The organism is Peptoniphilus rhinitidis 1-13 (assembly GCF_000246925.1).
GTDB classification, from domain to species: Bacteria; Bacillota; Clostridia; order Tissierellales; family Peptoniphilaceae; genus Peptoniphilus_A; species Peptoniphilus_A lacydonensis.
Genome location: NZ_BAEW01000002.1, coordinates 95,524 through 115,600 on the forward strand (window position 1 = coordinate 95,524; position 20,077 = coordinate 115,600).

General features: G+C 29.3%; 20 protein-coding genes, 1 tRNA gene, 1 other RNA gene and 1 pseudogene. 6 read left to right on the forward strand and 17 right to left on the reverse strand.

The window, feature by feature from the left end:
- Window positions 1–55: 55 nt before the first annotated feature.
- The 8 genes from RH95_RS01925 to RH95_RS01960 all read right to left on the reverse strand — a co-directional run bounded on the left by RH95_RS01925 (window position 56) and on the right by RH95_RS01960 (window position 7,635).
- Window positions 56–2,158, reverse strand: a complete 2,103-nt coding sequence (locus tag RH95_RS01925; protein ID WP_010242692.1) for an alpha/beta hydrolase family protein — start codon at window positions 2,156–2,158, stop codon at window positions 56–58.
- Between the two features lie 28 nt (window positions 2,159–2,186).
- Window positions 2,187–3,080, reverse strand: a complete 894-nt coding sequence (locus RH95_RS01930) for a PSP1 domain-containing protein (RefSeq protein WP_010242694.1) — start codon at window positions 3,078–3,080, stop codon at window positions 2,187–2,189.
- 1 nt (window position 3,081) lies between these two features.
- Window positions 3,082–4,014: a DNA polymerase III subunit gene (locus RH95_RS01935; protein WP_010242696.1), complete on the reverse strand. Its 933-nt coding sequence runs from the start codon at window positions 4,012–4,014 to the stop codon at window positions 3,082–3,084.
- Complete coding sequence (locus RH95_RS01940; RefSeq protein ID WP_010242698.1) at window positions 4,014–4,304, reverse strand: cyclic-di-AMP receptor; 291 nt, start codon at window positions 4,302–4,304, stop codon at window positions 4,014–4,016. Before RH95_RS01940 ends, RH95_RS01935 begins: the two co-directional genes overlap by 1 nt.
- A gap of 8 nt (window positions 4,305–4,312) precedes the next feature.
- On the reverse strand, window positions 4,313–4,639 hold the full coding sequence (locus tag RH95_RS01945) for a cyclic-di-AMP receptor (protein WP_010242700.1): 327 nt from the start codon (window positions 4,637–4,639) through the stop codon (window positions 4,313–4,315).
- Window positions 4,636–5,244: a dTMP kinase gene (gene tmk, locus RH95_RS01950; protein WP_010242702.1), complete on the reverse strand. Its 609-nt coding sequence runs from the start codon at window positions 5,242–5,244 to the stop codon at window positions 4,636–4,638. The genes RH95_RS01945 and tmk overlap by 4 nt, the downstream gene beginning before the upstream one ends.
- The gene (locus RH95_RS01955; protein ID WP_010242704.1) at window positions 5,241–6,593 is read right to left on the reverse strand and encodes an aminotransferase class I/II-fold pyridoxal phosphate-dependent enzyme; all 1,353 of its coding nucleotides are present in this window, start codon (window positions 6,591–6,593) and stop codon (window positions 5,241–5,243) included. The genes tmk and RH95_RS01955 overlap by 4 nt, the downstream gene beginning before the upstream one ends.
- Window positions 6,594–6,654: 61 nt before the next feature.
- On the reverse strand, window positions 6,655–7,635 hold the full coding sequence (locus RH95_RS01960) for a biotin--[acetyl-CoA-carboxylase] ligase (RefSeq protein WP_010242705.1): 981 nt from the start codon (window positions 7,633–7,635) through the stop codon (window positions 6,655–6,657).
- Between the two features lie 59 nt (window positions 7,636–7,694).
- Here RH95_RS01960 and RH95_RS01965 point away from each other — a divergent pair.
- Window positions 7,695–7,784: transfer RNA gene (locus RH95_RS01965), tRNA-Ser, on the forward strand.
- A gap of 3 nt (window positions 7,785–7,787) precedes the next feature.
- An RNA gene (gene ffs / locus RH95_RS09320) (signal recognition particle sRNA large type) lies at window positions 7,788–8,052 on the forward strand.
- Here the strand turns inward: ffs and RH95_RS01970 are convergent.
- The 3 genes from RH95_RS01970 to RH95_RS01980 form a co-directional block, all read right to left on the reverse strand.
- A complete protein-coding gene (locus RH95_RS01970) occupies window positions 8,053–8,796 on the reverse strand; it encodes a hypothetical protein (protein ID WP_010242707.1) in 744 nt (247 codons plus the stop codon).
- Entirely contained in the window at window positions 8,783–9,628 is an 846-nt protein-coding gene (gene ispE / locus RH95_RS01975) for a 4-(cytidine 5'-diphospho)-2-C-methyl-D-erythritol kinase (RefSeq protein ID WP_010242709.1), read from the reverse strand. The genes RH95_RS01970 and ispE overlap by 14 nt, the downstream gene beginning before the upstream one ends.
- A 222-nt stretch (window positions 9,629–9,850) precedes the next feature.
- Window positions 9,851–10,117: a Veg family protein gene (locus RH95_RS01980; protein ID WP_010242711.1), complete on the reverse strand. Its 267-nt coding sequence runs from the start codon at window positions 10,115–10,117 to the stop codon at window positions 9,851–9,853.
- 232 nt (window positions 10,118–10,349) lie between these two features.
- Between RH95_RS01980 and RH95_RS01985 the strand changes: the two are divergent.
- The 3 genes and pseudogenes from RH95_RS01985 (at window position 10,350) to RH95_RS01995 (ending at window position 13,211) form a co-directional block, all read left to right on the forward strand.
- Window positions 10,350–11,311 (forward strand): annotated as a pseudogene (locus RH95_RS01985) (IS30 family transposase).
- 176 nt (window positions 11,312–11,487) lie between these two features.
- Window positions 11,488–12,549, forward strand: a complete 1,062-nt coding sequence (mnmA, locus tag RH95_RS01990) for a tRNA 2-thiouridine(34) synthase MnmA (protein ID WP_010242713.1) — start codon at window positions 11,488–11,490, stop codon at window positions 12,547–12,549.
- 23 nt (window positions 12,550–12,572) lie between these two features.
- Entirely contained in the window at window positions 12,573–13,211 is a 639-nt protein-coding gene (locus RH95_RS01995; RefSeq protein WP_010242714.1) for a 50S ribosomal protein L25, read from the forward strand.
- A 52-nt stretch (window positions 13,212–13,263) separates the two neighbouring features.
- Here the strand turns inward: RH95_RS01995 and RH95_RS02000 are convergent, their stop codons facing one another.
- Genes RH95_RS02000 through RH95_RS02025 form a run of 6 tightly spaced genes read right to left on the reverse strand, consistent with a single transcriptional unit; the run spans window position 13,264 to window position 19,443 of the window.
- Window positions 13,264–13,944 (reverse strand): HAD family hydrolase, encoded by a 681-nt coding sequence (locus RH95_RS02000; protein ID WP_010242715.1) that lies wholly within the window; start codon window positions 13,942–13,944, stop codon window positions 13,264–13,266.
- Window positions 13,922–15,256 carry a CehA/McbA family metallohydrolase gene (locus RH95_RS02005; protein WP_010242716.1) on the reverse strand — a complete coding sequence of 445 codons (1,335 nt, stop codon included), beginning with the start codon at window positions 15,254–15,256 and terminating at the stop codon, window positions 13,922–13,924. The genes RH95_RS02000 and RH95_RS02005 overlap by 23 nt, the downstream gene beginning before the upstream one ends.
- 60 nt (window positions 15,257–15,316) lie before the next feature.
- Window positions 15,317–16,624, reverse strand: coding sequence for an ABC transporter substrate-binding protein (locus RH95_RS02010; RefSeq protein WP_010242718.1), 1,308 nt, complete (start codon window positions 16,622–16,624; stop codon window positions 15,317–15,319).
- A gap of 41 nt (window positions 16,625–16,665) precedes the next feature.
- On the reverse strand, window positions 16,666–17,487 hold the full coding sequence (locus tag RH95_RS02015; RefSeq protein ID WP_010242720.1) for a carbohydrate ABC transporter permease: 822 nt from the start codon (window positions 17,485–17,487) through the stop codon (window positions 16,666–16,668).
- Window positions 17,484–18,377 carry a carbohydrate ABC transporter permease gene (locus RH95_RS02020; protein WP_010242721.1) on the reverse strand — a complete coding sequence of 298 codons (894 nt, stop codon included), beginning with the start codon at window positions 18,375–18,377 and terminating at the stop codon, window positions 17,484–17,486. The genes RH95_RS02015 and RH95_RS02020 overlap by 4 nt, the downstream gene beginning before the upstream one ends.
- Window positions 18,367–19,443 (reverse strand): ABC transporter ATP-binding protein, encoded by a 1,077-nt coding sequence (locus RH95_RS02025; protein WP_010242722.1) that lies wholly within the window; start codon window positions 19,441–19,443, stop codon window positions 18,367–18,369. Before RH95_RS02025 ends, RH95_RS02020 begins: the two co-directional genes overlap by 11 nt.
- A gap of 249 nt (window positions 19,444–19,692) precedes the next feature.
- Between RH95_RS02025 and RH95_RS02030 the strand changes: the two genes are divergently transcribed.
- Window positions 19,693–20,019 carry a hypothetical protein gene (locus RH95_RS02030; RefSeq protein WP_010242723.1) on the forward strand — a complete coding sequence of 109 codons (327 nt, stop codon included), beginning with the start codon at window positions 19,693–19,695 and terminating at the stop codon, window positions 20,017–20,019.
- The last annotated feature ends 58 nt before the right edge of the window (window positions 20,020–20,077 follow it).

The following is a 20,077-nucleotide window of genomic DNA, read 5'->3' on the forward strand; positions in this document are numbered from 1 at the left end:
ATAAATTCTATTTGCTCACGTAAATATGTTACCCTCTTTTTTATTTTTAAAACAATTAACTGGACAATCCTAAATTATCTATTGAAATTTTTATATTACCTGTAAATTTAAATTCAATTTTATTTATTTCTTCCAAATTTAAATTATTATTTTTAGCTTTAAAATCATCTAGAGGAATTATTACTGTCTGAGGTGCAAATCTCTTTACAAAATCATCAGTCAAGTAATCAGTCTTATAGATAAAGGATTTTGTCATTGGAGTTAAATTCTTATACTTATTTAAATTTAAATTTGCACTATTTCCCCAAGTATCTTGAACTTCAATATTTATTTCATCTGAAACTTCTTGATAATTTAAATTTTCTATATCAAATTGCAAATACTTTTTATTTGGAATTTTTTCTGTAAATCTTATCCCATAATTAGAATCTTTTTTTGATTTTACAAAAACTGCAGTTGTATCTGAACTGCTATTTCCATAGTCGTGACTATATTCATAAATTTCATTTAAATTAGAAAAATTCATAAGACTGCCTTTGATAGAGCCTGTTGTTAAATCATAGTCTTCCTCATAATCTGCCAATTTTATAAAATTTGAATCCATATATCTACTGTAATAATTTGTTTCTGGAAGATCTTTATATTTTTCTGGCCCTCCTTTAAAAATTTCTCTATTATAAGTTTTTCCAAAGGAATTTTCTAAAAAGTTATAAACATAGGTGCAAAGTATTTCTCTTTGCTTTTCACCATCCAAAAGTTCTTTTCTATTTAAGAAAAATCCTTCTGCTGGATCTAAATCATAATTCCCCCAAAGAGAATTAAAATTCCCATGATTTGCATATCCTATGTAGAGTGCAGCTTTAAATTTGTCCTTTTCACCCGTGAAAAATACATTGTCATAAAGTAACATCCCTTCAAATCCTTTAACATCTGCATCATTTGTCCCCCCAAGTGACAAATAATCTACATCTTTTAAAACAATATTTTTATCAGCTGGAGAATATTGATCATACGTTGGTGAAATAGTAATCACAGCTGATATATTAAATTTATACTTATGAGAAATATTTCCATCGTCTGGATGGAGATTTAATTCATTAAAATTATATGCGATGGCAGCTGCTTCTCCACCACGAGAATGTCCCAAAAGTGCAATCTTCTCTGGGTCAAATCTGTTAAATAGAATGCTATTTTTATTTTTATTCCTAGAAACAATATTTTGTATATTTTCAAGAAATAAAACTGCTCTTGCATCATTTTCGTTTGAAAGTCCATACTTCATAAATCCATTTAACATATTCATATCAACTGAAACAACAGCTATACCTCTTTTTGCAAGATACTTGCCAAGATAATCATATCCAAGATAATTTTTTGTTGTGAATCTATGATTTCCATGAGCTACAAAAAGTACGGGAGCCTTCTCTAAATTTTTTGGTGCATAAATTCTTCCTCTTACTTCAGTTTCATCAAGGCTTCTTCCAAAGAATTTATCTCTGATTTTCTTTTTTCTCCCGCTATAACTTACAAAATCCGTCAAATCAACTGAATTTGCTTCGTAATCTATTATCTCAACTTTGTATTTCTCAGGTTTATTTGCAATTTTATTCCTTTCTAAATCTAAAGTATAAATTTCAGATCCATTAAATCCACTAAAAAGCATAAAATAAATTGATGCTCCAACAACAAGTGTACTTGGAATTAAAAATAATAAGGCTTTTTTCCTTTTATTTTTTGTAAAACTTATAAGGGACTTCGAAAAAATAATAATTATAAGAAATGTTACAACAATAAAAATTATTTCGAAGTGATTAATATCAACATAATAAAGACATTCATCATAGAAATACTTTATCCCATAGAGCAAAATTCCGTAAATTGCCATATTTTTTGCCCTAATTCTCTTTATTAAAGTAAAAATATATTTTAAAAAGAAATACAATACAAAATATCCCACAAAAAAAATAAGTGTCGAAATAATAAAAGCTAATATCTTTGGCACATCTAAATCTGAAATATAGTAATAAAAAAATATAGCCGAAAATAGTGACATTATAAATATTGTCACTATTCTAAATTCACTTGCTCTTCCAAAATGCTTTTTAAAAAATTCATTTAATTTATTTGAAATCTTTATTAAAAAATTATTTATTTTCATAACAATGGGATAAGCCCTAAACTTATCCCTAATCCCTCTCTAATTCTACTAATTCACTCTCGTCATATTCTTCAACATTTAAAGACCTAGACTCATTTATAAAAGTTTTATTAAATTCATAAGTTCTTTTAACTTCAGAAAGCTCAAAATAAGCAGTTTCTTTTTCATCTTCAATTTCGTAGATGACTTTTACAAGCTCTTGTATTGTATAAGTTGAAATTACTGTTGCTTTTCCTATTTCAGTCTTTACAATTTCTCCAAGTCTAGGCATTTTTTTATTTATGCATTCATAACCGTCCTGTTCATACTTTAAACAACACATAAGTCTTCCACATATTCCGGAAATTTTTGCAGGATTCAGGCTTAAATTTTGATCCTTTGCCATTTTTATTGAAACTGGAGAAAATTCGCTTAAAAATGTGGAACAACAAGTTGCTCTTCCACAACAACCAAGGCCCCCAACATACTTTGCTTCATCACGCACGCCAATTTGTCTAAGCTCAATTCTAGTTTTGAAAATCGCAGCCAAATCTCTTACTAATTCTCTAAAATCAACTCTTCCATCTGCTGTAAAATAAAACAATAATTTAGAACGATCAAAGGTATATTCGCAGGAAATTAATTTCATATCTAGCCCATGTTCTTCAACTTTTTGCTCGCAAATTATTATTGCTTCTTTTGCTTTATTTCTATTCTCCACATTGATATTTTTATCTTCTTCGGTAGCAAGACGTATTACAGGTTTTAATTCTCCCTTTATAATTTCTTCATCTATTTCTTTTACAATCTCAACTCTTCCAAATTCAAGACCTCTTATAGTTTCTACAATTACGTAATCACGAGTTTTTATATCTATATCAACGGGATCGAAATAATAAATTTTGCCAGTCCTCTTAAACCTAACTCCAGCTATTTTTATCATCTCATTCCCCCAATTCCATCAACAAGTTTTCTATATTTAAATCAAAATTAATATTATTTTCACTTCTTTTAATTGCATTTATTATTGCATCATAGGACTTCAAAGCTCTTTGTATATTAACATCCTGAAGTTTCAAAAGATCTAATTTATCGACATTTACAATATTATCTTCTCTTCCACTTTTTAAGTAAATAAGATCCAAATACCAAATCAGCATAAAATTTAAAATATCTCTAAAATCATCTTTATTTTCCTTAAAAAAATTCATCTCATCAAAGATAAATTCACTTCTTCTAATAATTTCGTCTAAAGCTCTTATAATCTCTTCTCTCTTTGACAAAAGTTCTGGATCTTCTGAATATTTAAGGGCAAGACTTACATTTCCATTGGACAGCCTTGAAAATAGTTTGGCATTTTTTTCTGAAATATTTTTAGAAATTAAAAATTTTTCAATTCTATTTTCTGAAATATCTGAAAATTTTAAAACTCTACATCTTGAAATAATTGTGGGAAGAATTTTTTTCACTGTACTTGATATTAAAATAAGTATCAGGTAATCCATAGGTTCTTCCAAAGTCTTCAAAAGTGCATTTTGCCCCTCAACTGTCACTTTATCAAAATCATCTATAATTACAACTTTATAATTTCCAGAATAGGGCTTTGAAAAAGAATCTTCAATTATCTCTTCAATTTCTTGTTTTTTTATACTGTCTTTACTTTTTACCACTAATAAATCAGTATCTTCATACTCATCAATCCCATTAAAAAATCTAAGAGTCTCTGGATCTTCTTTTAAAATCGCTCTTGCAAAATTTTTTGCATGAGAAAATTTTCCTATTCCCTTGGTTCCACAAAAAAGATAAGCATGGCTAAAGGATTTATTTTTTAAATCCACTTCCAAGCTATCTATTGCCTTTCTATTTTCTAAAAACATCAAATTCTCTTTGATTCTTCCAAATCAACAACAAAAATTGTAGCTCCAGAAACTTTGAAATCTCCCTCTTCTCTGTGAATATCTTCTGGCTCAGTTAATTCTTTAAATATTTCATAAATCTTTTCAAGTTCGCTTTCTTTACAACCCAATAAAAGAGTTGTATTACCTGACTTAAAAAAACCACCAGTAGAAGACAATCTAGTAACATAAATATCTTCATCTAAAAATCTATCTATTATCGCATCTGTATACTTCTCTTGCACTATTGCTATCATCATTTTCGTATTCATAATATCACCTAAAACTTTTTAAAATCAAAAACATCAATTACAAAAATAGTCGCTCCCCCAACTTTTACTGTTATTGGGACTGGAATCATGGCTTGCCCAGGAATATTTATAGGTTGAATTGTCCTTCTTACTTCTCTAGTCTTTGAATTTTCTTCGATTATATCCATGAACTTGTCGTGGTCTTCATCTTCTATTCCTGAAAGAAGAGTTACATTCCCAGCTTTTAAAAATCCACCAGTAGAACTTATCTTTGTAACTTTAAAATCATTTCCGTTAAGAATTTTTACTAATCTTTCGCTGTCCTCATCTTGAACTATTGCGATTACAAGTTTCACACAATCATCCTTTCTTTAAGAACTTTCATGCAGTCGCAAAAAACTTCTTCAATACTTTTACTAACATCTATAAAATAAAAATTATCCTCTTTTTCCAGATTATTGTAATACTCTCTGACCTTTTTGTGAAATTCATCTGATTCTCTTTCCAATCTGTCATAAGAATTTTTGTCTTTTCTAAGAAGAGTTTTTTTATCTGTCCTAAAAATAAAAACAATATCTGGCTTAATATTTCCTGTTGCAAAATTATTTATCGCCATTATATCTTCTAAATCCTGTCCTCTTGCAAAACCTTGATAAGCTAGAGAGGACAGCACATATCTTTCACACAAAACTATATAGCTATCCCTTAAAGCAGGAACTATTTTTTCATAAGTGTGCTGAGCTCTCGCAGCAGAATACAAAAGAGCCTCGGTTCTTTTATCCATCTCTTCTAAATCTTTATCTAAAATAAGTTCTCTTATTTTTTCACTTATTCTAGTGCCTCCAGGCTCTCTCGTCTTTAAAACCTTTTTATTTTTTTTTAGAATTTCTTCATAAACTAAATTTGCAATTGTCGACTTCCCAGAACCATCTGGCCCTTCAAAAGTTATAAATGCACTCATTTAACTACCTCAATTTTTTTGTCTAAAAGACCAATTACTTCAATGCCTTCACTCAAAAATTTATCTATACTTTCTATTATATCTTTATTAATAACTTCACCAAAACTAGCCAAAGGAACTCCTGGTGGATAAGCAGCAATAATAGTTTTCGCAACTCTTCCACAAGCATCTCTATAATCTACATATTCCCCCTCACTTAAAAATGCTTCTTTAGGAAACATTTCTCTTTTGGGTATCTCAAAATTTATAGGAAAAATTTTTCTGCATTCGTTTATGTCATAACTTAAGATTGCCTCTTTTAATTTTTTTATTTCCTTACTAGTATTCATCGGGGAGATTATTGCGAGGGCATAGTATAAATCACCCATTTCAAGTCGTATGTTTTTATTTATTAAAAAATCCTCCACAATTTCTTTTCCTGTCATATTAGGAATTCTGAATAAAAATTTCATTGGGTCATTTGCTATTATAGATTCATGGCTTAAATTTAAATTATAATTAATTTCATTTTTTAGTTCTTCTAAATCAAAGATTCTATTTTTTATTTCACTTCTTCCAATTTCGTCCATATATTTTAGTCCAGCTTCCATTGAAAGCATGAGTAAATACGAAGGCGAAGTTGTGTTATAAATATTAATATATTTTAAAAGATCTTCATGAGAAAACCTATCTGTTCCTCTGTGTATAATTGCACTTTGTGTTAGAGATGGAATCATCTTGTGTGTAGAGTTTATGACAAGATCTGCCCCAGCATCTAGTGCAGAATATTTTTTTAAATCTGAGAAATAAAGGTGAGCTCCATGAGCTTCATCAACTATTACTACAATATTTTTGTCATGCAAAATACGTATAATTTCTCTTAATTTTAAGATTCCTCCAAAATAATTTGGACTTACCAGTACACAAGCCTTTATATCATTATCATTTATTTTTTTCAAAAATTCCCTTTTATCTATTCCAAAATACATTCCACGATTTTTATCATAAATGGTGTTTAAATAAATTGGATCAAGATCATTTAATAAAAGTGCGTTATAAATTGACTTGTGAGCATTCCTCTGAATTAAAATTTTGTCTTTTGGTTTTGTCACCATAGAAATAGCAATATGAAGTGCCCCAGTGGAACCATTGGTTGTCATGAAAGATTCCTTAGATTCAAAAAGATTTTTTATCTCTTTGTGAAGATCTGCTATTGCTCCCTCTGGATTTAATAAATTATCTGTCCCCAAAACTTCTGTCAAATCCATCTCCTCTGACAGATCAAAAAATTTATTTCCTTTATGCCCTGGCATTCCAAAAGATATTTTATTTTTTACTTTTTCAATTTCATCTCTCAATGGAGTGTTCATCTTTTCCCTCTAAATCTTACTATTAATTATACTATAACTTTTTATCATTTAAAAGTTAGCCCTATCTATAAAAATCTCCTTTTATGGAAACTTCTCCACTGGATAAAGTTAATTTTTCCTCTCCAGTGTCTACAATTAAGTTGCCTTTTTTATTTATATCAATTCCCTTTGCAAAATATTTTTTCCCATTTAATTCAAAGCTAAGTTCTCTTCCAATTACAAGGGAATGTTTCTTATAATAATCAATCACATCTTCTTCTTTTTTTACAAAATTATTTTCATAAAAAGAATTTAAAATGCTTGATAAAATTTCATTTCTTATAGTATCTGTGTCAATATATCCAGCAATATCTTTTAAATCCTTGAAGCTATCATCTTCTGGTTCATTTACATTTATTCCAATTCCAACTATTACAGAATTAACTTTTCTAGATTCAAAATCTGCATCAAGTTCAGAAAGAATTCCGCAAATCTTTTTGCCCTTCATAAATAAATCATTTACCCATTTTATCTCTGCCTGTTTTCCAGTGGCATTTTTTATACCTTCTGCAACTGATACAGCTGCCTTTACAGTGATTAAATCAAAATATGAAAAGTCAAAATAATCCTCTGGGTGTAAAATTATACTAAAATAAATTCCACTCCCCCTTGGCGATTCAAAAGTTTTTCCTGTCCTTCCACGTCCACCTTTTTGCATATCAGAAACTATTACTGTAAAATCCTTGACATTTTCTGAATAAAGTCTTCTTTTTGCCTCTGTATTTGTAGAATCTATTTCGTCAAAAACAATTACGTCTATATCTTTTAATTCATCTCGAAGACCCTTTTTTATACCTTCGCTAGACAACTTATCGTCACTTTCTATCAATCTATACCCTAGTTTTGTCTGAGATTCAATTTGAAACCCACTTTCTTTTAAACTATTTATAGCTTTCCAAATTGCAGTCCTTGAAATATTTAACCTTTCTGCAAGTTCTTGTCCTGAAATATAATTTGCCCTATTTCTTTCTAATTCTTTTAAAACAATATCTTTAGTTTTCAATTTATCACCTTATTCTTGACTTTTTATTAAATCTACTGTAAAATTATTTTCTAGACTGTGGAGAGATGTCCGAGAGGTTGAAGGAGCCCGCCTGGAAAGCGAGTATACATGCAAATGTATCGGGGGTTCGAATCCCCCTCTCTCCGCCACTGCCATGCTAAGCGGGAAATTAGCGATGTCCTGTACCTGCAATTCGCTAGAGCAGGGCTGAATTCTCTGTCGAGGATTTTATTTTTGCAGACTGCCCCTTATAAGTGGTGTTGATAATTGGGTCCTGCGCAACAGAAACTTATGAACCGTGTCAGGTCCTGATCGAAGCAGCACTAAGTAAGATCTTTTGTGTGCCGCAAGGGTAGCCTAGTTTGAGCTAACTGTAAGGGTACCGTGGGAAACTAACTTTCGACACAGAGTGCATGGCTACATATTGTCCCATTTATTGGGACTTTTTTTATTGTCTTTTTTTAATAATTTAGAAACATTTAAAATTTCATTTCTCTTTAAAATATTTTTCTCCCTTAAATATTTTTCACCACGAGAATAAAATCCCCGTTTTGAATATGTCACATAAAAATAATCTCTAATATAATTTTCCTTTCTATACTCATAATCTTCCAAAATTGCATCTGTATTTGAAAAAATTTCCTTATCACAAAAATAATTTTTAAAAAAATCTTTCTTTAAATGCAGACCACTTGATGCCAAAAAAATCAAATCATAGTTTTTTAAATCTACTTTACAAAAATATTCATCGCAAATCTTTCTCACAATTTCATCAGCAACTCCGTCGTTCGAAGCATTTATCAAAATTGGAACACTTATATAATCAACTTTCCCATTGGAAAAATAGTCTAAAGATTTCTCGAAAAAAGTAAGAGGCGTGGAAAGGCATAAGACTTTTTTGTCCTTTAAATTTTTCCTAAGAGAACTTTCTCCGAATTCTGCTTTACTAGAATTTTTAAAAAAATTTATTGCATCAAAGTCCATTACATAAATCTTTTTATCTTTTTTGAAAAAGCTTTTTAAAAATTCTATTCTGTCATTTACATCTTTTCTCTTATAAAGTCCATAATATTCAAATTTATCATCTACATAATAATTTAAATTATCAATGTGCTTTTCATATAAACCCACAATACCAGGTCCTGTGTCAAAAACAGCCAAAATCTTCACCTACCCTCACTTTAAAAGTATTCTCATACTTACCTCTAAAAAATAAAAATGCCTCTTCTAAATCATATTTATTTTCAAAAATCCCAAAAACTGTGGCACCACTCCCACTCATAAGCGCTGCCGAATTAAAAGAAATCATTTTTTCTTTTATTTTTTTTATTTCTGGATACATAGAAAATACAACTTCTTCCATTTTATTTTTAAGACAATCATTTAATTTTTCTATATCTAAAGAGTAAATAGAATTCAAAATTTTATCAAATTGAATTCTACTTTTATCAACTTTCATCCTATCGTAAACATATTTTGTAGAAATTCCAAATCCAGGATTTACAATAAGCACGTTTTCTAATTCTATATTTGGCACATCTTCTAAAATATCTCCAATTCCTTTTGCAATCTTACTTTTTCCAGTCATCATATATGTAAAATCTGCACCAATGCATTTGGACATTTCTATTAAATTATCCTTGGGTATTTTTAAATCATAAAGCTCATTTAAAGCATAAAAAGTCGCCGCACCATTAGAAGTACCCCCTGCAAGTCCTGCTGCTATGGGGATTTTCTTATTTATATCTACTCTAAAAGGAAGATCAAAACCCACTTCAGTTTTTAAAACTTCATAGGATTTGTATATCAAATTATCTTTTATATCAAAATCAAAATTTGGAAAAATCTCAACTTTGTCACTTTTAACAAATTTCATTTCATCATATAAACTCGTCATAACCATTAAAGTTTTTATTTCATGATAATTATCTTCCCTCTTTTTTAAAATATCTAGAGATAAATTCAATTTGGCATGTGCCTTTTTTATAATCATAAAACACCTCAAGATAATTATAATTCATAAATAAATTTTTTGCATCTTAACTCTTTTCTATTTTTTTATTTATTTTAACCAAATCTAAAACTAATTTATTTTTACAACTATTAACTTAAATAAATTTCTGAAATTAATCTGTAAATCTTAAATTAATTAAATATTTTTTTAACTTAACTATATAAATTTGTGCAAAAAAATAAGCTGCCTAAGCAGCTATCTTTATGAAATCATCTTTGCATCCTTATAACTAACATCTTCATCCAAAACTGTAACTCTAACAGTTGAAGTCAAAACATCTGAATAAGTATAACTTGCTGTTACAAGTTCTTCTCCATTAAAGACTTCAAGTACAAAAAGACTTGGATAAATTGCCTTCAAAATTCCTTTTCTAGTGACAATTTTTTTTCTACCCTTATTGGCTTTTACAATCACTTTTTTCCCAATATGGTTCTCCAGCTCTCTCTTTATTAATTCCATTTGATTCATATGCTATCAATTCCTTCCAAAGACTTTTAATACATAATTATTATACATTAAAAATCTTCTCTTGTCAAATAAATCTATAATTTTACTCTATATTTTTTTCTTTGTCAATATTTTTTATAATTTTTTTGTAGTTTATAAATTGTATATTTAAATTAGCCACCTAAGAACATAAAAAAGCATCCCTAGGGTACAATGTAATAAAACAAAAAAATACAAAGGAGTACCCATCAAGATGCAAGATAATAATAACACAAAAGGAAAGCATTTAACATACACTGAACGATTATTAATTGAACGTTGGAAAAATAAAGATAAAAATCAAATAGAGAAATTGCTAAGCTACTTGGTAAGGCTCCTCAAACGATTAATAATGAAATAAATAGGGGTCTGGTTGATTTGTCTTTTAATGGTGGATTTGTAGAATATTCTGCCGATATGGCTCAAAACCATTATGATTGGAATCGAATGGCCGTTGGTAAGACTAGTGTTTGGTCTCCTGAAAAAGATGAAATTATAAGAGCAGGTATCTTGAATAAGTTATCTCCTGAAGTTATTTCTCAAAAGAAAGGCATGCCTTGTTTTTCGACTATTTATTCTTGGATAGAAAAGGGATGGATTAAAGGTATTTGTAAAAAGGATTTAATCTATCCTAGGAAAAGGAAAAAGACTTTTCATAAAAAAACAAAAGATATTCGAAAAAGGGGTGGGCTCTCTATTGATTTGCGTCCAAAAGTTATTGAAAATCGTGAAGAAGTTGGTCATTTTGAAATTGACTTAGTGATTTTTAACAAAACCAAGGGAGAACAATTACTCACGTTAACAGACCGTAAGACTAGGTATGAAATTGTCCGTTTAATTAAAGATAAGAGAGCTGAAAGTGTTCATGAAGTATTAAAGAAATTATCAAAACAGTATAACTTTAAATCCATTACAACAGATAATGGATCTAAATTTATGCGTTTAGAAGAAGTTATGGATTGTCCTATTTATTATGCCCATCTTTATTCCTCTTATGAACGAGGAACAAATGAAAATGCAAATAGGATGATTCGTAGGTTGCTACCTAAAGGAACGCAATCAGCCACAGCTAAAGCTGTGGCTGATATAGAATCATGGATGAATCATTACCCTAGAAAGATGTTTAATTATAAATGTCCTTTAGATCTTCCTGAAGTGGCTAACTTATTCTTGTAATTTATATTTTTTTGTAGTTTTATAAATTTAAAAATTTTTAACTTATATTTATAATTTTTCGCATAATTATTTTTTCTTAAACTTGCTTGTAAGCTTAGTTTTATGAAATAAGGGTGGATTTTTTGGTACAACTATTGTATAATTATGTATTGTTATTGAGTGGATTGGAGGTATTGATGCAAACAAACAAAAAAGTCATTCTAGGAATGAGCGGCGGTGTTGATTCTTCTGTTGCTGCTATTCTCTTAAAAGAAGCTGGCTATGATGTCACTGCTGTTTTTATGAGAAACTGGGCTGAAGATGATGGAATGTGCACCGCAAGAGAAGATTACATTGATGTAGTTTCTGTTTGTTCACAACTTAATATAAAATATTTTACTGTCAATTTTGAAAAAGAATATAGAGATAGAGTTTTCTCTTATTTTTTAAGTGAATATAAAAAAGGCAGAACTCCAAATCCCGATGTCATGTGCAATACTGAAATTAAATTCAAAGCTTTTCTAGATTATGCGATGGACTTTGATGCTGATTATATTGCAATGGGTCATTATGCTAGGACTAAAAAAATTGATGGAAAAACTTACCTTTTAAAGGGGATTGATTCAAACAAGGATCAATCCTATTTCCTATCACGAGTTAAATCTGATGCACTTTCAAAGACCCTCTTTCCAGTTGGTGATTTAAATAAAAACGAGGTTAGAGATGTTGCAAAAAAATACAATCTATCTACTGCTTCAAAAAAAGATTCTACTGGGATCTGCTTTATTGGTGAAAGAGATTTTAATGAATTTTTAGATCAGTTTCTTTTTACTAAGCCTGGAAAAATTGTGGACGAAAAGGGCAATGTAATTGGAGAACATTCCGGTCTTATGCACTATACAATTGGTCAAAGACGTGGAATTGGAATTGGAGGCGTAGGAAGTGGAGAGCCCTTTTTTGTCGCCGACAAAGATTTAAAAAATAATCTTTTAATTGTCGCACAAGGCATTAATAATCCTGTTCTTTATAGGGATGAGTTTGAAGTTGAAGATGTTTTTTGGATTACAGAAATCCCCTCTCTTCCTTTAGATTTATCTGTTAAAATAAGATATAGAGCTAAGGATGAAGATGCGACTTTAGAAATTAAAAATAATAAATATGTTGTAAAACTGAAAAATCCACTAAAGGGTGTTACACCTGGTCAAGTGTGTGTTTTTTATCAAGATGATGTCTGTCTTGGTTCAGGTATTATAAAATAAATTAATAAATTTTGGAGGTTTATATGAAATTAGTTTTAAACAAAAGAGATTCTAAGGGTAAAAATAAAGTTGATAAACTTAGAGCTAATGGCGAAATTCCTGGAGTTCTTTACTCTAAAGGAGAAGACGCAAAATTATTAAGTGGTCTTGAAAAAGATTTATTGAAAGCTTTTTCTGAAGAAGGATACTCAAATATTTTTGAAATCGAAGTTGATGGAGAAACTATATCCGTTCTTTTCAAAGAAGTTCAAATGCACCACATTAAAAATTCAATGGTTCACTTTGACCTATATGAAGTTGATATGAATTCTGAACTTACTGTTGAAGTTCCAGTTATTCTTGAAGGTAGAGATGACATTAGAGTTCAACCATCATCATTAATTCAAGTATTAAATGAAGTTGAAGTAACTTGTCTTCCTAAATATCTTCCATCTGAAGCTGTTGTAAATGTTATTGATATGCAAATTGGCGATGTTGTAACTGTTGCTGACTTAGACATTTACGGCAATGAAAATATTAAAATTGACCTTGCTAGTGAAGAAACAGTTGCAACTCTTGTTGAACCAACAGAAGAAAAAGAACCAGAAGAAACAGATGAAGAAACTTCTGCAGAAGTTCCTACTGTTTCAGAAAGTGAAGAAAAAGAAGAAACTGAAGAATAATTTATATTTAAAAAGGGCTTTTTGAGCCCTTTTATTTTTTATTATGAAAACTTTATATAAAACTTAAAACTTCCATTGGATTTTCTACAATATTTTCTGTGTATTCTTCTAACATTTCCTTTGAACCTGTGCCGCAGAGCACTCCTACCTTTATAGTGTCCTTTCCAAATATCATATCAACTTTAGAATCTCCCACTATCATAATCTCTTTATCTCTTAAATTATACTTTTCTTTAAAAATTTCAAGCCCTTCAGTATCTGGTTTCTTTTTATACAAATCAGCAGCTGCATAAAAATCTATAAAACTGTCTACTTTCAAATACTCCATAGAAAATTTTGCCTGTCTATAATTGTCCGATGTAAAAATGCCTATTATTATATTTTTACTTTTTAAATATTCAAACAATTTTTTTAAATCACAAGTTTCTTTTATTTCACTTTTACTATTTTTTAAAAAATCTAATAGATAATTATCTAATTCTTTATAAATTTTTTCTTCGTCTTCTTTTATAAATTCTGAAAATATCTCTGCCAAATCTCTCGCTGTTTCTGATGAAAGTATGGAATTTTCTTCTACTTTATTATTTTCATTTATTCCAACTTTTTTATATAAGCTTCTTCTATCTTCTTCTGTCAAATCTTTCTCTTTTAAAAATCCTATGACAGAATCTATCCACAAGTCTGAAAATTCAAGAAGAGTCCCATCTTTATCAAATAATACTGCTTTTATCATTTACTAATTTCCTCAATTCCTTCCAAGTTTTTATTTTTTTAGAACTCTTATCTAAATTATAAAAATAGGGATTCGTAAATCCATAGAGTTCTCCATCTTCGCATCTAACATTTACTCTTGCATAATGATAATTTTCATCTAAATCAAGCTTTATGTTTAAAGATTTTTCACAAGTCTTTAATATTTTTCCATCTAATATAAATTCTATAAAAAGTTTTTTATTGTGAAAAGTATTTTCTTCTAATTTTATAAAAAATTCACAATCATCTATTTCTTTTAGCTCAATTAACTTTTCCCTAGATACAGAAATTTTCCCAGATAACATACCATCTTTTAACTTATCCTTTGAAAGATTTTTTGAATATACAAATGTCTTCGGATCTCCAAGTAAAGAGGGATAATTTGAATTTTCATACTTTTCATTTGGATAAAGATGGGAATCGCTTCCGCCCAGTCCATAGACTTCATAGCCATTTTGTAAAAGTATATCCCATGCAAAAAGTGCCTTTTCCATGGCGTCAACAGAAGTCATATATGTTGGATCATTTATTATTTCCATAAATTTCAAATTTTTTAAATTATAATCATCTACTAAAAATTCAAAAGTTTCCATAAATGGATGATTTATAGAATAAATTTCTCCATCCAAACTTTCAAGTATCTTTAAAAGTCCCTCTTCCGTGTTTAAAATCTCAAGAGAAAACTTATCAAATATAGATTGATTCGTAAAAAATATATTTATGTGACCAAAACTTGATGTTACTTCCGTTCCTTCTATTATTAAAAGCTCGCTTTCTGGAAATTTTGTGTGATTAAAGTTGTGATCTGTTGGCGAAAAAAATGATAACTCCTTCTTTTTTGCTACTTCTATATTTTCTTCTGGGGACAATTTCCCATCAGAATAAAATGTGTGAGTGTGGAAATCTCCTGCATACCACTTTTCTTCCTTTGATTTAACTTCTGAAGATTCTATATCAATTTCATTTTTTGAATTGACTTCACTTTTCTTTTCTCCGATGGTCAAAGTAACATCACTTTTTTTATATAGAAGATAAGAAATTTTGTAATCTCCGCTTTCAAGACTTTTAAATCCATCTGAAGATTTTAAAATGTCCTTTGACATAAATCTATTTACACTTCTATTAGTTGTAATACTGCCACAAATTTTTTCATCTTTATAAATAAACAAACTTATAAAAAATTCTTCGCCACAAATTTTTATTTCAATGGAATCTTCTTTCACGTCATTCTTACTTATTCTTAAATCAATTTCATTGTATCCATCTTTTAGATTTTCTATAATATTTTCCATAATTCTCCTTAAAAAAAGCTTTGAGTGTAATGTGTCCCAAAGCTAATTTTTTATAAAATTTTATTTGTTAATTGCATCTAGTGCTTCTTGAGCAGTCTTTGCTGCTTCATCAAGAGCTTCTTTTGCATCAATATTTTGAAGTTCAACTTTGTCAGCTGCAATACTTAATGCATCTGTAATCTTTCCATCAGTTGGATCTATAAATGCAGGTGAAGCGTGCATTGCTTGTTCATAAGGCACATTTGCATATGGATTTTCTTCTATAAATTTTTTGTAGTCATCTACTTCTGCGGCACTCTTTCTCACTGGAATATATCCAATCTTTTTAGACCACTTTGCAGAAACTTCTGGGCTTGTAAAATAAGCAATCCATTCGTAAGCTGCTTTTTGTTGCTCTTTTGTTGCAGCAGCTGGAACTAAAAGTGAATGTGCCCCTGCTACTGGCTTTCCTGGATTTCCATTTAATCCTGGTTGTGGAAGTGATGAAATTTTTGTAAAATCAAGGTCTCCCTTGTCACCTGATGAACCTGTGTAGGACATTGCATCTCCATTCATTACATCATCAATAGTTCTGTACCAATATTCCCAACCTTGTCCACCTGATTCAATTTTCGTAGTTTTGTCATCAAAAATTTGCTTTCTCACAAAATTCCAAGCATCAATCCACTCTCTGCTATTAATTAAAACTTTCTTGCCATCGTCAGAAAGTATTTTTCCACCATTTGAAAGTGCCATATCAATTAAATTTTCGTGATTATACATAACAAGATGTCCATAGTCTGCAATTTTCTTGTCTTGAATTTCTTTTGAATATTTAAAAACATCTTCCCAAGTATCGTAAACTTTTTTTGGATCAAGTCCTGCTTTATCAAGTAAATCTTTTCTATAATAAATTACTTGGGTAGTTCCATAAGCAGGAAATCCATAAACTTTTCCATCTATCACTTCTGGTTTCATAAATACATCTAAGTAATCATCTAGTGGAGTCTTTTTATCGTCAATATATTCTGATAAATCTGCAAGCATTCCATCTTTAACTCTAAGTTCAACATTTGAACCAATATAAACTGCTGGCGGTTTTTTTGCTGCAACAGCAGCTTGAACCTTTTGGAAAGTTTCTGCATAATCAGCTTGTTGTACACCTACAACTTTCACCTTGTCTTGAGATTCATTAAATTCTTTTATGATTTCTTCCATAGTTTCTCCAGCAACTGAACCTAGACCATACCAAAATTCAATTTCAGTTGGTCCACCGCTATTTTCCTTTTGGTCATCTTCTTTCATTGCTGTTTTTGATGCATTTGAGCAACCTGTAAATAGCATTAGAGCACACAAAATAATTAATAATCTTTTTGTAATTTTCTTCATTTTTTCTCCTTTTTAACTTTTTATTTTTATAAATATAATTCTTATCCCTTTATTCCACTGTCAGATATTCCTTTTATAAACCACTTTTGTAGGACTACAAAAAGTATTAAAAGTGGCAATACAGATATAGTGTTTCCTGCCATAAGAAGAGGCAAATTTTCTCCAAAATTTCCCTGTGATGTGAAAAACTTATTTAGTCCAACGCTTATCAAATATTTTGATTTTGAATTGGTAATAAGAGATGGCCACATATAATTGTTATACATTGTTACAAATTGTATAAGGGCACTAGTAAGTATTGTTGATTTTGAAATGGGAAGTATTACTTTTAAAAGTATATCTCTGTCACTTGCACCATCCATTTCTGCCGCTTCAATTAACTCTTTTGGGACTTCTTTAAAGGTATTGTAAAGCATATAAATTGTAAAAACTGCAACTGCATTTGAAATAATAATTCCTGTCAAAGTATCTATTAAACCCATCTTTGCAATTATTACATAGCTTGGAACATAAGTTGTGGCAGCAGGTAACATATAAGTTAAAAGAATGCCCTTAAACAAAACTCCTCTAGCTTTAAAAGAAAATCTATACATCCCATAAGCAAGTAAAACTCCTGTAATAATTTGTAAAACTACAATTATTATAGATGTCACAATTGAATTTATAATATATAAATCAAAGGGTGCCAAATTTAATGCTCCAGCAAAATTTCTAAAATCCAAAAAATCCGGCACAAAACTAAGAGGCTTTCGCATAATAGATTCTGTCGTCTTAAAAGAATTTGAAATCATCCACAAAAGTGGAAAGAAGGTTATTATGGATAGAATTATTAAAATAATATGTCTAAATATTTTCTTCATCATGCATCCAACCTCTTTTTCATATGAATCATAAATAGAGATAATATTGCAGTTATTATTACTATAATTAAAGATATTGCACTTGCACTTCCCATGTTAAATTCTTCAAAGGCTTTTTGATAAAACAAGTATAGGAGCGTTCTAGTTGAGCCTGCAGGCCCACCTCTTGTCAAAACTGAAAATTGATCGTAAGCCTGAATTGATGTAATTAAATTCATAATTAATAGAAAAAAAGTTGTCCTCTTAGTCATGGGAAAATAAATATATTTTATTTTTTCAAAAGTATTTATTCCTTCAACCTCTCCAACTTCAAATAAACTTTTTGGAATTTTACTCATTGCATCTGTATAAAATAACATTGCCCAGCCAGCATTTTTCCAAATAGTTACCATTATAACAGCAAACATCGCCGTCTTCTCATTGGAGAGCCACTCTGGTCCATTAATTCCAAAAATTTCAAGTATTCTATTTATAAGACCCACATCCCCTCTAAGCATCCAAGACCATACAATAGACATAGCAACCATTGGAGTTACCCAAGGGGAAAATAGAAATCCTTGATATATAACTTTTCCCTTTATATTTCCTTGTAACAAGAGCGCAAATATAAACCCAAAAAATAAAACTGGCACAACAGTCCCAACTCCAAAAATAATAGTATTTTTAAAAGCTTGCCAAAAAAATTCATCTTGCAAAATACCTTTATAATTGTCTATTCCAACAACATCAAAATTTGGGCTTACATAATTCCAATTTGTAAAAGAAATTAAAATAGAAGTAATCATAGGCAAAAACCAAAAAATTATTAATGGTGTCAAAGGAACTAAAAAATAAATTAAAAATTCTTTTAGTCCCAACTTCCTCTTATAACTTTTTTTACAATTACTCTTCATGATTTTCACCTGTAAAAATTCTATTGCCAGTATCTTTATCAAAAAAATATATTTTTTCTCTTGGTAATTTTACGAATAAAGGACCATTATCTCTAGGATTTTTTTCAAGATCGCATTTTAAAATTATCTTATTTCTATAAAGTTTACCTGATATATTGTAATCAGATCCCAAAAGTTCAATTAAATTTATGTCAAAATCAAACCCTTCATCTCTAGAAAGTTCAATAGATTCCGGCCTTATTCCAAGAATAACTTCGCCATCAGAAATATTTATCTTCTCAACTAATTTATTTTTATTGTCGTCATAGAATATTCCATCTTTTATTTTGCCTTCTATAAAATTCATAGATGGAGATCCTAAAAATCCAGCTACAAAAGCATTAATTGGATTGGTGTAAAGTTCCTTTGGCGTTCCAATTTGTTGAATTACTCCTTCATTTAAACAAACTATTCTTGTTGCCATAGTCATGGCCTCTGTTTGATCGTGAGTCACATATATTACAGTTGAACCTAGTCTATTTTTTAGATTTAAAATTTCCTCACGCATTTCAGCCCTAAGTTTTGCATCTAAATTTGACAAAGGTTCATCCATTAAAAAGATGTCACTCTCTTTTACAATTGCCCTTCCCAAAGCAACTCTTTGCATCTGACCTCCAGATAAATCCTTAGGCTTTCTATTTAAGTAATTAGTAAGATTTAACATTTCAGCTGTATCCCTTACTTTTTTATCAATTATATTTTTGTCAAATTTTCTTATTTTTAATCCAAAAGCTATATTATCGTAGACAGATAAATGAGGATAAAGTGCATAAGATTGAAATACCATGGCGATATTTCTATCTTTTGGTGCTAGTTCATTGGATAATTTTCCATCAATATAAAGTTCCCCACTTGTTATATCTTCAAGCCCTGCAATCATCCTTAAACTTGTCGATTTTCCACAACCAGATGGCCCTACAAAAACTATAAATTCATTTTCTCTTATATCTATGGAAAAATCCTTTACAGAATATTCCTCATTGTCTTCATATTTTTTGCATATATTTTTTAAGCTAATTTTGGACAATTTCTCTCCTCCCTCCACCTGAACTATTCTACTTATAAATTAAATAGAAAAAATATATAATTCGTAAAAAATTTGTAAATCAAATTTTATTTTATAATTTAACTTAATAATATATTTTTAAATGACAGTAATATATAATATTATGTATTTATAACTTATATTCTGGGATGGTTATTTTATTGATTAGTTTTAAGTTATGAAAACAAGTAGTTTATTTAAAATCTAAATTGAAATATATGAAGGTAAATTATGAATACCAAAAGCAAAAAAATTTTAAAATATGTATCTATTTTTGCCATACTCTATATACCTTTTCAAGTATCTCTTTCAAATAGAAGTCACATTGCCTTTAACAAGTTTACCAAAAATAATCAAACTCTTAGTTATTTCATAAGTCTACTTACATTTAATATACTGGTAATATTTTTAATAAAAAAATCTATAATAGGATATAATTTCTATCTCATTTTAATTTCATTTAATGTTATAGATGCAGTAGCTATGTCAGATGATATTGCCAATTCTCACAATGATAATTATTTTTTTTATAATTCCATCTATATTTATCTCAATTGAATGCTTTTTATTTTATAAAGAAAGAAAAAATTAAATATATAAAAAAATAAGACAGGAA

What these genes read in the sequence shown, in the direction of transcription:
- RH95_RS01925 (WP_010242692.1), bottom strand. Translation starts at nt 2,158, where the DNA reads ATGAAAATAAATAATTTTTTAATAAAGATTTCAAATAAATTAAATGAA.
- RH95_RS01930 (WP_010242694.1), bottom strand. Translation starts at nt 3,080, where the DNA reads ATGATAAAAATAGCTGGAGTTAGGTTTAAGAGGACTGGCAAAATTTAT.
- RH95_RS01935 (WP_010242696.1), bottom strand. Translation starts at nt 4,014, where the DNA reads ATGTTTTTAGAAAATAGAAAGGCAATAGATAGCTTGGAAGTGGATTTA.
- RH95_RS01940 (WP_010242698.1), bottom strand. Translation starts at nt 4,304, where the DNA reads ATGAATACGAAAATGATGATAGCAATAGTGCAAGAGAAGTATACAGAT.
- tmk (WP_010242702.1), bottom strand. Translation starts at nt 5,244, where the DNA reads ATGAGTGCATTTATAACTTTTGAAGGGCCAGATGGTTCTGGGAAGTCG.
- RH95_RS01955 (WP_010242704.1), bottom strand. Translation starts at nt 6,593, where the DNA reads ATGAACACTCCATTGAGAGATGAAATTGAAAAAGTAAAAAATAAAATA.
- ispE (WP_010242709.1), bottom strand. Translation starts at nt 9,628, where the DNA reads ATGATTATAAAAAAGGCACATGCCAAATTGAATTTATCTCTAGATATT.
- RH95_RS01980 (WP_010242711.1), bottom strand. Translation starts at nt 10,117, where the DNA reads ATGAATCAAATGGAATTAATAAAGAGAGAGCTGGAGAACCATATTGGG.
- mnmA (WP_010242713.1), top strand. Translation starts at nt 11,488, where the DNA reads ATGCAAACAAACAAAAAAGTCATTCTAGGAATGAGCGGCGGTGTTGAT.
- RH95_RS01995 (WP_010242714.1), top strand. Translation starts at nt 12,573, where the DNA reads ATGAAATTAGTTTTAAACAAAAGAGATTCTAAGGGTAAAAATAAAGTT.
- RH95_RS02000 (WP_010242715.1), bottom strand. Translation starts at nt 13,944, where the DNA reads ATGATAAAAGCAGTATTATTTGATAAAGATGGGACTCTTCTTGAATTT.
- RH95_RS02005 (WP_010242716.1), bottom strand. Translation starts at nt 15,256, where the DNA reads ATGGAAAATATTATAGAAAATCTAAAAGATGGATACAATGAAATTGAT.
- RH95_RS02010 (WP_010242718.1), bottom strand. Translation starts at nt 16,624, where the DNA reads ATGAAGAAAATTACAAAAAGATTATTAATTATTTTGTGTGCTCTAATG.
- RH95_RS02015 (WP_010242720.1), bottom strand. Translation starts at nt 17,487, where the DNA reads ATGATGAAGAAAATATTTAGACATATTATTTTAATAATTCTATCCATA.
- RH95_RS02020 (WP_010242721.1), bottom strand. Translation starts at nt 18,377, where the DNA reads ATGAAGAGTAATTGTAAAAAAAGTTATAAGAGGAAGTTGGGACTAAAA.
- RH95_RS02030 (WP_010242723.1), top strand. Translation starts at nt 19,693, where the DNA reads ATGAATACCAAAAGCAAAAAAATTTTAAAATATGTATCTATTTTTGCC.